Below are 13,738 nucleotides of genomic sequence, written 5' to 3'. Positions count from 1 at the left end.
CGGCCAATTATGCCCTCGCCGCGCTCCCGTCAATCCGCCAGCGCCAGTGCCGCCCCCGATTTAAGCTGTTCGGCCCGCGTCTGGAGCACATTGGCTTCCACTGGCCAGGTCTTGGGGTCGGACGGATCGAACGCCCGGCCGCGCCATTCCTGATAGACAATGGCCGAGCCTTTTGCCGTCTTGTGAAAGCTCATCACCATCACTTCGCCCTGACCGGCATAGCTCTTCAAATTGTCGAGATAGGCGCCACACACAAAGCCCAGCGGCGCCAGCGCATCGCCGTCATCCTCGCCAAACTTGAAAAAGCCCGTCAGCTCGGGCTTGCAGCTCTGGCTGTACCCGTACATTACCGCGCTGCGATAATCGTTGAGCGGGCGATCGGCCTGCAGCGTAATGCGCGCGCCATAAAGCGTGCGCCAGTCGGCTTCGCTCTCGCCCTTGGGGTAGATTTCCAGCAGCGCCTGACTGGCATCCGCCCGATAGCTGGCCACCACCTGATCGATCACATTGCCGCTCAGCCGCTCCGCGGGCGACAGCCAGTCGGGCAGGGGCAGGGTCAGATCGTGCTCGACCGCACCAAGCAGCAGCGCATTGCCGTCCTGCACGATCGGGGACTCGGTAAGCTCCTGCGCCCCCGCACCGGCCACCATAAGGCCGCTTACCACAACCGCGCGGACAATCCGCGCCAGCGTTCCAGACGATACCATTGGGGGTCTCCTCACCTGACAATACGCACGCGACCGCAGCGTCCATCCTCCAGACGGGGCGGTCACTCTCGGTTTTGGCGGGAAACGACAGCGCTGGCAAGCGCCAACGCAATCGATTGCAATCACGGTTATCGGCGCAGCGACCGCTAGCTCAGCGTGCCGCGACCACCTTCGGGCAACACGCGATGCGGCGGCTGATGGCCATCCATGAAGGCGCGAATATTGACGATGACCGTTTCACCCATCTCCACCCGGGCTTCCAGCGTTGCCGAGGCCATGTGGGCGGTGAGCACCACCTTGTTCTGCTCGGCCAGCGCCAGCAGGCGCGGATTGATACCGTTCTTGTTCTCGAACACATCGAGCGCGGCACCGCTGAGATGGCCGGATTCGATCTCGGCCACCAGCGCGGTCTCATCAATCAGTTCGGGTCGGCTGACATTGACCACGAAGCTGCCAGGCTTCATCCCCGCCAGCCGTTTGGCCGAGAGCAGATGGAAGGTTTCGCGCGTATGGGGCGTGTGCAGCGAGACAATGTCGACCGCCGCAATCATGCTGTCCAGATCGTGCCAGTAGGTGGCCTCGAGCGGGTCTTCGATCGCTGGTGGCCGACGATTGCGTGAATAGTAGTGAATGTTGAGCCCGAACGCCTTGGCGCGTTGCGCCACGGCGGTGCCAATGCGGCCCATGCCGACAATGCCCAGCGCCTTGCCCCGTAGCCGATGCCCCAGCATCGAGGTCGGCGACCAGCCGGCCCACACTCCGTCACGCACTAGCATCTGCGTGCCTTCCACCAGCCGACGGGGCAGCGCCAGCATCAGCACCATGGCCATATCGGCGGTGTCTTCGGTCAGAACTGATGGGGTGTTGGTCACGGTCAGCCCGGCAGCCCAGGCCGCCTCGACATCGATATTGTCGATGCCATTGCCGAACTGGGCGATCAGCCGCACGCTCTGGGGCAGGCGGGCAATCAACGCCGCATCAATGGTATCGGTGATCGAACAGACCAGCACATCCTTGCCCTCAAGCCCGGCGATGATGTCATCGCTGGTCAGGGTGATGTCGCCATCATTAATGTCTGTTTCGAACAGGGTCGCCATGCGGGACTCGATGCTCTCGGGCAGACGTCGAGTCACCAGAATTTTGGGTTTCTGACTGGCCATGAGGTTCCGGTTTGCGGGCGCGAGGTGTGGAAAACGCCACCCTTCAGCGACCATTAAGGATCATGGGCTAGTGATAAGGTAATTCCTTTTCATCTGCAAAGCCATGTTTGACCAGCCCCTACATGGCGGCCTTGTCCGCCATTTCAAGCTCTCTGTCCGCACCATCGTCTGGCTGCTGCTGGCACTGCTGACTCTGGTGCCCCCTGCCCTTGCGCAGTCGGGCAATCCCAGCGGCCTGCCCTTGCCGCGCTTTGCCAGCACGCGCTCGGACCCGATCAATGTCCGCGTCGGCCCCGGCACCAAATATGAGGTCTCCTGGACCTATCTCAAATCGGTCATTCCGGTCGAAATCATCCAGGAATTCGACACCTGGCGCAAAATCCGCGATGTCGATGGCGCCGAAGGCTGGGTGCATCAGAACCTGCTGCAGGGCACACGCGCCGGCTATGCTGCGCCGCTCATGGCCAATGGCGAGGTCGTGCTGCGCGCCGATCAGTCCGATCTCGGCCACCACGCGGGCGCGGCTGGGTGCAGGGTTCAAGGTGATCATCAAGCAGTGTGACGGCGTCTGGTGCGATGTCACCGCGACCTCCCAGGACCCCAGCAAGCGTTCCACCAGCTATTCGGGCTATGTGCGCCAGGAAGAGCTCTGGGGCGTCTATCCCGACGAGCAATTCGATTAGTCCAGCTCGGCCAGCGCATTGGCGCTTTGCCGGGCCACGCGCAGGGCGTTGTCCTGCTTGGGGCAGCTGGCACACAGCCTTGTCGGGTCGATCAGATAATCCAGGCAACAGCCCTTGCGCTTGACGATCAGCAACGCGCGTCCATCGGGCGCGCGCACTGTTTCCAGCTGACCCTGACCACTCAATCCCAACGCCGCCATCCAGGCCTCACTATAGGCCACGACCGTGTCGACTGACAGTGTGGGTTGGCGGCTACGCAGCCACACCATCAGGCTGAGCATACGGTCAGCCAGCAGGCGTTGCGCGGGCAGGGGGCGCAGCTTGGCCACGGCATTCACCTCTTGGTGCAAGCGCGCGCTCATCACCTTGAGCTGGCCGCTGGCACGCTCGATCCGTGCTGCCACATCACCCTGACTCTGGGCGCCCGGTACCAGCCGGTAGCCATCGACATAAATGCCGCGCCGCTGCTGGCTCAGACTGTCCAGATCGGGCAGGGCGTTGTGAATATGGGTGCCGATCACCGCCAGATAGGCCGGCTGCCAGATCAGATTGGTCCATAGTCGCACGGCCCAGAAGGCGGGGCCGGCGGCTGGATAGGTCGTGGCCAGCGCCTGATAGAGCTGTGCCATGAAATCGGCATTGTCGCCGCCAGCCCGATACCAGCCAGGGCGCGCCGCGCCGGGTTCGCCCTTCATGAAACCCGTCACCTGCGCCGCCGTCGTGATCAGACGCGTCGTGGCACTATCGGCATCATCTTGGGCAAACAGAAAGGAGCGGGCCATGGGCCCAGCTTCTAGCGCCCCGGGGCAAAAGAAAAAAGGCCGCCAATGTCACAGGCAGGCGGCCTCTGGGCTTTCACAGCGCTGCATTGGCCGCGGCAATGGTGGCGCGCACAGCCTCGGTGTCGGTCACGGTAATCTCGTATTCGCGCTCAATGGCAGTGCCGCCCATGCCCACATGCGGGTTGCGGAATGCCATGGCGCTCTTGAGCGTCTTGGGCGCGGCGAAGTGCATTTCATCCACGCCGGTATCGCGGCGCACTTGGGCAATATTGTTCGCATCAAGCTCACCACAGGCCATGATGACAACCCGGCCATCGGCAATTGCCATGACGTCCTTTAGGATTGCGCTGCCCTCGACAGCCGTGTCGCGCTGTCCGCTGGTGAGCACGCGATCAACGCCACAGCGGATCAGGGCCTCGAGCGCCACGCGATAGTCGCGGGTCATGTCAAAGGCGCGGTGGCAGGTGACCTTCATGGGGCGGGCAGCTTCGACCAGTGCCTTGGTGCGCGTCTCGTCAATGCTGCCATCGGTTGTCAGGCAACCAATCACCACACCGGCGACATCGCCCATATCGCGGATCGCCTTGATGTCGGCGAGCATCGCGTTGAACTCGACCTCGGAATAGAGAAAGTCGCCGCCGCGCGGGCGGATGATGACGTGGAACGGGATCGTGCCCACACGCACAGCCTCGCGGATAACGCCCAGGCTGGGCGTCAGGCCGCCTTCGAACAGGCTGGCGCACAATTCTGCCCGGTCGGCGCCCCCATTTTGTGCGGCAATCAGCCCGTCAGTGCCTTCGACGCAGATCTCGATCTTGAACGGGTGCTTGCTCATAACTGGTCTCCAATTGGTATTGTATTGGATAGTGTTTGGCAGCGCAGACGGCAAGCCGAAAATTTCCTGTTGACGCGCCGTAATGGTGTGTTAGATGTGTAGCACACTAGATAGGCAAAACACATGGATGACTTTCACACCAGCCAGCCGATCTTCGTTCAGATCCGGCAGCGGCTCGCCGAGATGATCCTGCGCGGCAGCGTGGCCGAAGGCGAGGCTCTGCCCTCGGTTCGCCAGATTGCCGCTGATCTCTCGGTCAATCCGCTGACGGTCACCAAGGCCTTTGAGGCTTTGGTCGATATCGGTGTGGTCGAAAAACGCAGGGGACTGGGGATGTTCGTAAAAATGGGCGCACGCGCCGAACTGCTCACGCATGAGCGTGACAAGTTCCTCAAACAGGACTGGCCGCGCATCGCCGCCCAGATCAAGGCGCTTGATCTCGATCTCAAGCAATTGCTTTCACAATCCACCATCGACCAGGGGCAAAACCATGAATGAGCTTTCCCTCGCGACACCGGCTGAGCCCGGTCAGTCCATCGTTTCTGCGCGGGGGCTGCGCAAGAGCTTTGGCAAAAAGAAGTCCTGCACGGGCTGGACTTCGATATTCCAGCCGGGCGTATCTATGGCCTGATCGGCCATAACGGCGCCGGCAAGACCACCGCGCTCAACGCCATGCTGGGCCTGACCAATTGCGAAGGCACCATTCGGGTTCTGGGCGAAGACCCCTTTGCCCAGCGCGCCAAGCTGATGGAAAACGTCGCCTTCATTTCTGACGTCGCCAGCCTGCCGCGTTTCCTCAGGGTGCGTGAGCTGTTCGCACTACTCAACAATATTCACCCCAATTTCAGTCAGGAAAAGGCGCACAGCTTCCTTGAGGGCACCGATATTCGGCCTGAAATGAAGGTCAAGCACCTCTCCAAGGGCATGATGGCCCAGCTGCATCTTGCGGTGGTCATGGCGATCGACGCCAAGCTGCTGGTGCTCGATGAACCCACGCTGGGTCTGGATATCACCTATCGCAAGCGCTTCTATCGCCGCCTGCTCGAAGACTACATGACCGAAGAGCGCACCCTGCTCATCACCACCCATCAGGTGGACGAGATTGAGTTCATGCTCTCCGACATCATGTTCATTCGCGATGGCGATCTGATCCTGCACATGCAGATGGAGACCGTGAACGACAAGTTCACCCAACTGGTCATCACCGATCCAGCCCATCTGGGGGCCGCGCGGGCCCTAAAGCCTGTCTTTGAGGAAACCCGCTTCGGTCAGACCGTGCTGATCTTTGACGGCGTGGATCGCGCCCAGCTCGATCCACTTGGCGCCCTGTCCACACCAACCCTGTCCGATCTGTTCGTTGCCCTGATGCAACGGCCAACGGCGAACCCGGAGACCGCCCGATGAAGGCCTTCACCGCACTCGTCCATCGCGAGTTCATCGAGCACCGGGGCGCCTTTTTGACCGGCCCGCTCATCATGCTGGGCATTCTGTTCGGCATCACCATTCTGGCGTTTACCGTCGGTCGGGTTGATGTGCACATGTCAGGCGCTCTGCTCACTATCGTCCCGCTGATCATTTATGAGATCGGGTTTTTCGGGCTCGGCTTTGCCTGGTCGCTCTACCTGGGCGTGACGCTGTTCTTCTACTGCGCCGATGGCTTCTCCGCCGACAAGCGCAACAATTCCATGCTGTTCTGGAAGTCCATGCCGGTGACCGATTTCAAGGTCCTGCTCAGCAAGATGACGGCGGCCCTGACCATTCTGCCCGGCATGGTGTTCGCCATTGCCCTGCTGAGCGGTGTGCTGCTGTTCGGCGTGGCTTTTGTCGTCATGTCCATCAACGGCACGGCCAGTGTCGGTGCGCTGGGGGCCATTGTCGGCATCTACGGCAATGTGGCGCTCACCCTGTTCACCGCGTTGATTGTTGCACTGCTTTGGTATCTGCCGATCATGGCGCTGGTCGGCGCCATTGCTGCCGCGATTGGTCGCTGGGCCATCCCCATCGCCCTGCTGTTGCCAACTCTGGTCTCGACCCTGGAATGGGTAACACTGGGCGGCCTGCACCCCTTCGCCACCAATACCTGGGACTTCCTGCAGTACCGGTTGGCTCTGCCAACTACAGCCTATGCCGATAACTGGTTCGTCAATGTCGAACAGGCCGACAGCATCGGCTTCGACATTGCCCGTTTCGACGGCGTGGCCGCTGCCAGTGATCTGTTCGCCAATCTGGACTGGACCCAGATCGGCATCGGCATTGTCTTCGCCGTTGCGGTGATCTACGTCGCCAGCGAATACCGCCGCCGCGTCAACGACAACTAGGCCGGCAATCTGCGCCGACCAATAGCCGCCGCATCCCCATCGGGTGCGGCGGCTTTGCTTTGTGCAGGCGCTCTGGGCGGAACGTTACCGGCGTCCACCCGTTGACCCATATCCCGCTCTATGGGGCGTCAACCAAAGGAGCTCGCCATGTCCGATATCACTTCCATTCCGCAGCAGACCCTCGTCGTCGTCGCTGATGGTCATCAGGCGATCCTGTTGCGGACGCACGGCGTCAAGGATTCCCTCAGCCTGACCGAAGAGCGTCGCCTCACGCCAAAGAACCTTGCCGAAGAAGGTCCATCGGGCTCCCGGCCCGAGGAGCGAACACCACGTCAGACCGATGAGGCCACTTTCATCAAGCAATTGGCCGAAGCGCTGTTCGCCATGAAGCAGGCCAACAAGTTCGAGCACATGGTGCTCGCCGCTGATCCGCAAAGCCTTGGCCAGCTGCGCGACACCCTACACAAGACAGTGCAGGCCTCGATCGTGCTGACGCTGGACAAGGAACTGACCAACCACGCCGCCAACGACATTGCCGGCATCATCCGCACCGCAGCCGGCTAACGCCCGGTGTCGGGGGCGTCTTTCAGGTTTGTTACGGGCCTGCGCGCGCTGGCCACAGTCATCGTGCTGTTGCTCGGCGTTGCTGGCAGCGCTGCGCAGATCGCTATACCGGCGGCCAGCCCGGTAGCCGGAGACGCCCCTGCGCGACAGGTGGCGGTGGTGCCTGCCGCTTCCGACAGCCAGATCGCCGCGCGCCTGCAGGATATTCTGCTGGCCACTGATTGGTTCGAGCGCCCCAGCGTCACCGACGGCGTGGCCTTTATCGACGGCGGCGCCGATACCCAGGATCGTCGCAGCTGGGCGACCAATCTGGCTGAAAATACCGAAGGCGTTGTCGCGGTAGTCAATCGCATTGCCATCAATGCCGATGTCGGCTCGACCTTTGATCGCGCCGTGGCCGAGAGCGCCGGGCTGGTGCAGGAAGCGCTGCAGGCTTGGCCACTGGTGCTGCTGGCCATCGTCATCATCGCGATTTCCTGGCTGGTCTCGATGCTGGTTGCCGCCCTGGCGCGCCGCCTGCTGACGCCCCGCATCGATTCACCGCTGCTGCTCAATGTGGTGGTGCGCACCATAGCCATCCCGGTCTTCCTGCTCGGCATCTATTTCGTGCTGCGCGTGGCCGGGCTGACCCAGTTGGCGCTGACCGTGCTGGGCGGCACCGGGCTGATCGGTATCATTATCGGTTTTGCCTTTCGCGACATTGCCGAGAACTTCCTCGCCAGCCTGTTGCTGAGCATGCGCAACCCTTTTGCGGGCGGCGACATGATCGAGGTCGCGGGCCATACCGGTATCGTGCAGAACCTCAATACCCGCTCAACCGTCCTGCTCACGCTTGATGGCAATCACGTGCAGATCCCCAATGCCACTGTGTTCAAGAGCACCATCAAGAATTACAGCTCCATCCCCAGCCGCCGCGCCGAGTTCATGGTCGGCATTGGCTACGACTCATCGGTGTCGCTGGCCCAGCGCCTGATTGGCGAAGTGCTGACCACCCATCCGGCCGTACTGGACCGCCCCGAACCGCTGGTGCTGGTCGATGCGCTGGGCGATGCCACCATCAATCTGCGCATCTTTTACTGGTTCGACAGCGCCGCCTATTCGCCCGCCAAGATCAATTCGGCCCTGTTGCGCCAGACCAAGAATGCGCTGCTCAAGGGCGGTATCGAGCTGCCCGACCCCGCCCGCGAAGTGGTGTTCCCCAAGGGCGTGCCGATCATGCAGATGGACGCAGCATCTACCGCAACGGCGCCTCAATCAGCGCCGCAACCCGTGCCCCTGGCGCCTGAGGAAGAAGCCTGCGACGCCACCGCCGAAGAGGGTGATCTGTCCAGCGAATCCAGCGCTATCGATCAGAATGCCGGTCGGGTGCCTGAATCCGAGGTGAACCTGCTCAAGCCCTGAAGACAGACATCGCGCTTTGCTTCTTGCGAATGATTTGCAATTGCATTACATATGCGAGCCGACCCATTCCGGAGTAGTTGATGCGCCGCCTCTTGCCCGCCCTGTTCCTCGCCTCGCTCCTGTCGATCCTGCCGGCAGCCGCCCAGGATCGGCTCAAGGTCGTGACCACCTTCACCATCATTGCCGACATGGCGCAGAACGTGGCCGGTGACGCCGCCGATGTGTTTTCGATCACCAAGCCGGGTGCCGAAATCCACCAGTATCAACCCACCCCGGGCGATCTGATTGGCGCCCAGGATGCCGATCTGTTGCTCTGGAACGGCCTCAATCTCGAACAATGGTTTGCCCAGTTCCTTTCCAATCTGGGCGATGTGCCTTCGGTCACGGTGTCGTACGGCGTTGAGCCCATGGGCATTGGCGAGGGCCCCTATGCCGGCAAGCCAAATCCGCACGCCTGGATGTCGCCCACCGACGCGCTGATCTATGTCGACAATATCCGCGCCGCCTTCGTGGCCGCAGACCCCGACAATGCCCAAACCTACAATGCCAATGCGGCGGCCTATGCCGCGCAGATCACCGCCACTGTTGCCCCCATTCGCGAGGCCATTGCGGCAATTCCCGACTCAAAGCGCTGGCTGGCCACCTCCGAAGGAGCGTTCAGCTATCTGGCGCGCGATTTCGGCCTTACCGAACTTTTCCTGTGGCCCATCAATGCCGATCAGCAGGGCACCCCCCAGCAGGTGCGCCGCATGATCGACGCCATGCGCGAATACCAGATCCCGGCCATTTTCTCGGAATCGACGATTTCTCCCAAGCCAGCCCAGCAGGTGGCGCGTGAAACCGGGGCGGCCTATGGCGGCGTGCTCTATGTGGATCTCGCTGTCCGAGCCCGATGGTCCGGTGCCCACCTATCTTGATCTGCTGGGCGTCACCACCGCCACCATTATTGAAGGCCTCAGCCAATGACCGATGCTGCAGCGCCCGGCCTGAGTGTCACCGATATCACCGTGGCCTATCGCAATGGCACCACGGCGATGCGCCATGCCAGCTTCACGATTCCGCGCGGCTCGATCACCGCGCTGGTCGGGGTCAACGGGTCGGGCAAGTCCACCCTGTTCAAGGCCATTATGGGCTTTGTGCCGTTGGCCGCCGGCGCGGTCGATATTCTGGATATTCCCGGCAAGCAGGCGCTCAAGCGCAATTTGGTTGCCTATGTCCCCCAATCCGAAGATGTCGACTGGAACTTCCCGGTTCTGGTCGAGGATGTGGTCATGATGGGCCGCTACGGCCATATGAACATGCTGCGCCGCCCCAGGCCGGTCGACCACGATATGGTCACCCAGGCGCTTGAGCGCGTGAACATGATCGAGTTCCGCCACCGCCAGATCGGCGAACTCTCCGGTGGCCAGAAAAAACGCGTCTTTCTCGCGCGCGCACTGGCCCAGCAGAGCGAAGTGATCCTGCTCGACGAACCCTTTACCGGCGTGGATGTGCAGACCGAGGACGCCATTGTCGCCCTGCTGCGCGACCTGCGCGATGAGGGCAAGGTCATGCTGGTTTCAACCCATAATCTGGGCTCTGTACCTGAGTTCTGCGACCGCACGGTGCTGGTCAAGGGCACCGTGCTGGCCTCGGGTCCGACCAGCGAAATCTTCACCCGCGAATGGCTTGAAGTCACCTTTGGGGGCGCACTGCGCCACTTCGTGCTGGCCGGTGCGGGCCTGCATGACGATGACGATCCGCGCCACCTCACAGTCATCACCGATGATGAGCGGCCACTGGTCATGTATGGCGAAAAGGGCAAGATGACCCACCAGCAGTCGGGGCCGGTCGAAGAATGATCGAATACCTGCTGCTGCCCTTCAATTACGGCTACATGACCAACGCCATGTGGGTCTCGGCACTGGTCGGTGGCGTCTGCGCCTTCCTGTCCGCCTATCTCATGCTCAAGGGCTGGTCGCTCATCGGCGACGCGCTCAGCCATTCCATCGTGCCCGGCGTGGCCGGCGCGTACATGCTCGGTCTGCCCTTCTCGCTGGGCGCCTTTTTCTCGGGCGGGCTGGCAGCCGCGGCCATGCTGTTTCTCACCCAGCGCACCAAGCTCAAGGAAGATTCGGTCATCGGGCTGATCTTCACCGCCTTTTTCGGGCTCGGCCTGTTCATGATTTCCCTGTCGCCCACTTCGGTGAACATCCAGACCATCGTCATGGGCAATATTCTGGCCGTCACACCCGAAGACACCATCCAACTCGTCATCATCGCGGTGGTGACTCTGGTCGTCATGTTCTTCATCTGGAAGGATTTGATGGTCACCTTTTTCGATGAGAGCCATGCCCGCTCCATTGGCCTCAATCCGCCCCTATTGCGCGGCATTTTCTTCACCCTGCTGGCGGCCTGTACCGTTGCGGCCATGCAGACCGTGGGCGCGTTTCTCGTCATTGCCATGGTGGTCACGCCCGGCGCCACGGCCTATCTGCTGACCGATCGCTTTCCGCGCCTGATCCTGATCGCCATTGCCGTGGGCACACTGTCCTCCCTGTTTGGCGCCTATATCTCGTTCTTTCTTGATGGCGCCACCGGCGGCGTCATTGTGGTGCTGCAGACCGCGGTGTTCCTCATCGCCTTTGTCTTTGCGCCCAAGCACGGCATGCTGGCCTCCAAGCGCCGCCGCGATGCCAATATTGCCGGCGAGGCCGGACAATGAACGAGTTCCTGATCTACGCGCTCTGGCCGTTCCAATTCCCCTTCATGACCAATGCCATGATCATTGCGGTCATGGTCGCCATCCCCACCGCCCTGCTGTCGTGCTTTCTGGTGCTCAAGGGCTGGTCGCTGATGGGCGACGCCATTTCCCATGCCGTGCTGCCCGGCGTGGTGCTCGCCTATATGCTGGCTCTGCCACTGGGCATAGGCGCCTTTGCAGCCGGCATGGCCTGCGCGCTCTCGGTCGGCTTTCTCAAGGAGAACAGCCGCATCAAGGAAGACACCGTGATGGGCGTGGTGTTTTCGGGCCTGTTTGGCCTGGGTATCGTGCTCTACACGTCGATCCAGACCGATGTGCATCTCGACCACATCCTGTTTGGCGACATTCTGGGCATTAGCGGCGATGATCTGCTCCAGACCGGGCTGATTGCCCTGATGGTAACGGTGATCGTGCTGCTCAAATGGCGCGACCTGCTGCTGTTCATCTTTGATCCGCAACAGGCCGGCGCCATCGGTCTGCCCGTTCGGGTGCTGCATTATGGCCTGCTCACGCTGCTGTCGCTGACCATTGTGGCGGCCCTGACGGCGGTGGGCATCGTGCTGGTCGTTGCCCTGCTGGTCGCCCCCGGCGCCATCGCCTATCTGGTTTCCAAGCGGTTTGCGCCCATGATGCTGATTGCCGTGACGATCTCGGTTTGCACCTCGCTATTGGGCATCTATCTCAGCTTTTTTATCGATTCTGCGCCCGCCCCAACCATCGTGCTGCTGATGAGCGCCACTTTCATCGTGATGTTCCTGATCACCACACGACGTGCCCAGTCAGTGACCGCCTGACGTCGGTTCCGCTTATCCCCGCCTGCCAACCCTGCTCCTAGAATTGTCTCCCAAAGGAGATCGTTCATGGATCAGACCCCGCGACTGTCATTGCCCTTCATCATGCCGGGGCAGGCGCAAAAGCATATCACCCACAACCAGGCGCTGCAGGCGCTCGATGCGCTGGTGCAGCTTGCCGTGCAGACCCGCACGCTGACCGAGCCACCCATCTCCCCGATTGAAGGCGAAACCTGTCTGGTGCCCGCTGGTGCCAGCGGCGTCTGGGCCGGTCACACCGACGAGATCGCCAGCTTCCAGGCCGGCGCCTGGCTGTTTCTTGATCCAGCCCCCGGCTGGCAACTCTACTGCACCGCCGATCAGACCCAATTGGTGTTTGATGCCGGCGCCTGGGTGCCTCTGGCCTCGCTCGGCAGCGCCCTGCCACGGCTGGGGATCAATACCAGCGCCGATGCCACCAACCGGCTGGCGCTTGCCTCTGAGGCCAGCCTTTTTACCCATGCCGGCAATGGCCACCAGATCAAGCTCAACAAGGCCACGCCCGGGGATACCGCCAGCCTGCTGTTCCAGACCAACTGGTCCGGCCGCGCTGAAATGGGGCTGGCTGGGGATGACAATTGGCAGCTCAAGCTGAGCGCCGATGGCGCCAGCTGGATCAGTGCGCTCAGCCTCGAGCCGGTAACCGGCATCGCCCGGTTTGCCGGCTCGGTCCGGCCCGCAACCGACAATGCCATTACCCTGGGCGCATCTGGTGCGCGCTGGTCCGCCATCTGGTCGGCCACGGGCACCATCCAGACCTCCGATGCACGGCACAAGACCGACATCGCCCCTAGCGATCTTGGACTTGATTTCGTATTGGCGCTCAGCCCGGTCAGATACCGCTATCGCGGTGGCGGGGAGGGTACGCATTACGGGCTCTTGGCCCAGGATGTGCAGCGTGTGCTGGACGGGCGCGACTTTGCCGGCCATGTGCTGGCTGACCCGGCCGATCCGCATAGCGAACAGGCGCTGCGCTATGATGCCTTTATCGCCCCGCTGATCGCAGCCATCCAGCAACTGGCGACGCGCGTTCAGGCGCTTGAGGCTACACCTTGAGGCCGCGGATCAGCGCCTTGATGGCCTTGCGATAATCATTGAGCTGGTCCGGGCCTGCCTCGGCGGCCCGGTCAAACAGCGCGTGGAGCAGATGCGCCAATGGTTCTGCCGGCAGGGTGCGGATCGCCTTGGCGTCCATTGCCGTGCGCACCCGGGCGATCAGGGGGCCGATGCCGTGGCTGGCCACCAGAGCATCAAGCCGCGCCCGCCCCAGTACGGCCGGGGCATCCACCAGCAGGATCTGGCGCCGTCCAGGGTCCTGCATGGCATCTAGGAACGCATCACCGCCCGCCACCAGAGCCTTGACGGGTCCCGGCTCGTCATCACCGGCCGTGGCGGCGTTGACCGCCATGGTCACCAGCATCTGTTCCTGCGTTGCAACCGCCTCGAACAGCGCCAGCTTGTCGGCAAAGTGGTGATAGAGCGCCCCGCGGGTAACCCCCGCAAGCGTCGCGATTTCTGGCGTACTGGTTCCGGCATAGCCTTTTTGGGCAAAGAGTCCCCGCGCTGCCGTCACCAGGGCAAGTTGGGTATCCGCGCGGCGATCAGCCTGAGATTTGCGTATCAACATACAGTCCGCCGGTATGTTTGGGTCAACTAGCGTACAACGTGTATATTAGTTCGACTGCGGCGGCGAGCCTGTTGATTCAGCGTGCGGG

The 13,738-nt window shown here is 62.0% G+C and carries 17 protein-coding genes and 1 pseudogene; 13 read left to right on the top strand and 5 right to left on the bottom strand.

Going from position 1 to position 13,738, the window contains the following annotated elements; genetic code table 11:
• Positions 1-29: 29 nt before the first annotated feature.
• Both AC0L37_RS17700 and AC0L37_RS17695 read right to left on the bottom strand, forming a co-directional pair.
• Positions 30-707 carry a hypothetical protein gene (locus tag AC0L37_RS17700; RefSeq protein WP_282222465.1) on the bottom strand — a complete coding sequence of 226 codons (678 nt, stop codon included), beginning with the start codon at positions 705-707 and terminating at the stop codon, positions 30-32.
• Positions 708-853: 146 nt separating this feature from the next.
• Positions 854-1,867 (bottom strand): 2-hydroxyacid dehydrogenase, encoded by a 1,014-nt coding sequence (locus tag AC0L37_RS17695; protein WP_212660215.1) that lies wholly within the window; start codon positions 1,865-1,867, stop codon positions 854-856.
• Between the two features lie 103 nt (positions 1,868-1,970).
• Here AC0L37_RS17695 and AC0L37_RS17690 point away from each other — a divergent pair, with 103 nt between their 5' ends.
• Both AC0L37_RS17690 and AC0L37_RS17685 read left to right on the top strand, forming a co-directional pair.
• On the top strand, positions 1,971-2,429 hold the full coding sequence (locus tag AC0L37_RS17690) for an SH3 domain-containing protein (RefSeq protein WP_473313590.1): 459 nt from the start codon (positions 1,971-1,973) through the stop codon (positions 2,427-2,429).
• Entirely contained in the window at positions 2,410-2,550 is a 141-nt protein-coding gene (locus AC0L37_RS17685; RefSeq protein WP_473313588.1) for a hypothetical protein, read from the top strand. The genes AC0L37_RS17690 and AC0L37_RS17685 overlap by 20 nt, the downstream gene beginning before the upstream one ends.
• Here the strand turns inward: AC0L37_RS17685 and AC0L37_RS17680 are convergent.
• On the bottom strand, positions 2,547-3,332 hold the full coding sequence (locus AC0L37_RS17680) for a siderophore ferric iron reductase (RefSeq protein WP_282222467.1): 786 nt from the start codon (positions 3,330-3,332) through the stop codon (positions 2,547-2,549). The two genes, AC0L37_RS17685 and AC0L37_RS17680, sit on opposite strands and share 4 nt — an antisense overlap.
• 73 nt (positions 3,333-3,405) lie before the next feature.
• A complete protein-coding gene (locus tag AC0L37_RS17675) occupies positions 3,406-4,167 on the bottom strand; it encodes a copper homeostasis protein CutC (RefSeq protein ID WP_282222468.1) in 762 nt (253 codons plus the stop codon).
• Positions 4,168-4,290: 123 nt separating this feature from the next.
• Here AC0L37_RS17675 and AC0L37_RS17670 point away from each other — a divergent pair, with 123 nt between their 5' ends.
• The 11 genes and pseudogenes from AC0L37_RS17670 to AC0L37_RS17620 all read left to right on the top strand — a co-directional run bounded on the left by AC0L37_RS17670 (position 4,291) and on the right by AC0L37_RS17620 (position 13,079).
• On the top strand, positions 4,291-4,665 hold the full coding sequence (locus AC0L37_RS17670) for a GntR family transcriptional regulator (protein WP_212660219.1): 375 nt from the start codon (positions 4,291-4,293) through the stop codon (positions 4,663-4,665).
• Positions 4,658-4,798, top strand: a complete 141-nt coding sequence (locus tag AC0L37_RS17665) for a hypothetical protein (protein WP_282222469.1) — start codon at positions 4,658-4,660, stop codon at positions 4,796-4,798. The genes AC0L37_RS17670 and AC0L37_RS17665 overlap by 8 nt, the downstream gene beginning before the upstream one ends.
• Positions 4,750-5,571: an ATP-binding cassette domain-containing protein gene (locus AC0L37_RS17660; RefSeq protein ID WP_473315450.1), complete on the top strand. Its 822-nt coding sequence runs from the start codon at positions 4,750-4,752 to the stop codon at positions 5,569-5,571. The genes AC0L37_RS17665 and AC0L37_RS17660 overlap by 49 nt, the downstream gene beginning before the upstream one ends.
• Positions 5,568-6,485 (top strand): hypothetical protein, encoded by a 918-nt coding sequence (locus AC0L37_RS17655; RefSeq protein ID WP_269371752.1) that lies wholly within the window; start codon positions 5,568-5,570, stop codon positions 6,483-6,485. The genes AC0L37_RS17660 and AC0L37_RS17655 overlap by 4 nt, the downstream gene beginning before the upstream one ends.
• A 147-nt stretch (positions 6,486-6,632) precedes the next feature.
• Complete coding sequence (locus tag AC0L37_RS17650) at positions 6,633-7,049, top strand: host attachment family protein (protein ID WP_473313580.1); 417 nt, start codon at positions 6,633-6,635, stop codon at positions 7,047-7,049.
• Positions 7,050-7,055: 6 nt separating this feature from the next.
• A complete protein-coding gene (locus AC0L37_RS17645; RefSeq protein ID WP_282222470.1) occupies positions 7,056-8,450 on the top strand; it encodes a mechanosensitive ion channel family protein in 1,395 nt (464 codons plus the stop codon).
• Positions 8,451-8,530: 80 nt separating this feature from the next.
• Positions 8,531-9,416, top strand: a pseudogene (locus AC0L37_RS17640) (metal ABC transporter substrate-binding protein).
• Positions 9,413-10,291, top strand: coding sequence for a manganese/iron ABC transporter ATP-binding protein (locus AC0L37_RS17635; RefSeq protein WP_282222471.1), 879 nt, complete (start codon positions 9,413-9,415; stop codon positions 10,289-10,291). Before AC0L37_RS17640 ends, AC0L37_RS17635 begins: the two are co-directional and overlap by 4 nt.
• Positions 10,288-11,154, top strand: a complete 867-nt coding sequence (locus AC0L37_RS17630; RefSeq protein WP_282222472.1) for a metal ABC transporter permease — start codon at positions 10,288-10,290, stop codon at positions 11,152-11,154. Before AC0L37_RS17635 ends, AC0L37_RS17630 begins: the two co-directional genes overlap by 4 nt.
• On the top strand, positions 11,151-11,987 hold the full coding sequence (locus AC0L37_RS17625; RefSeq protein ID WP_282222473.1) for a metal ABC transporter permease: 837 nt from the start codon (positions 11,151-11,153) through the stop codon (positions 11,985-11,987). The genes AC0L37_RS17630 and AC0L37_RS17625 overlap by 4 nt, the downstream gene beginning before the upstream one ends.
• 66 nt (positions 11,988-12,053) lie before the next feature.
• Complete coding sequence (locus AC0L37_RS17620; protein WP_282222474.1) at positions 12,054-13,079, top strand: DUF2793 domain-containing protein; 1,026 nt, start codon at positions 12,054-12,056, stop codon at positions 13,077-13,079.
• Here the strand turns inward: AC0L37_RS17620 and AC0L37_RS17615 are convergent.
• Positions 13,069-13,650, bottom strand: coding sequence for a TetR/AcrR family transcriptional regulator (locus AC0L37_RS17615; RefSeq protein WP_282222475.1), 582 nt, complete (start codon positions 13,648-13,650; stop codon positions 13,069-13,071). The two genes, AC0L37_RS17620 and AC0L37_RS17615, sit on opposite strands and share 11 nt — an antisense overlap.
• Positions 13,651-13,738 lie beyond the last annotated feature (88 nt).

It is taken from the genome of Devosia sp. J2-20, from assembly GCF_055808475.1.
The sequence above is the reverse complement of the archived record's forward strand: the minus strand, read 5'-3'. Positions and strand labels throughout refer to the sequence as shown.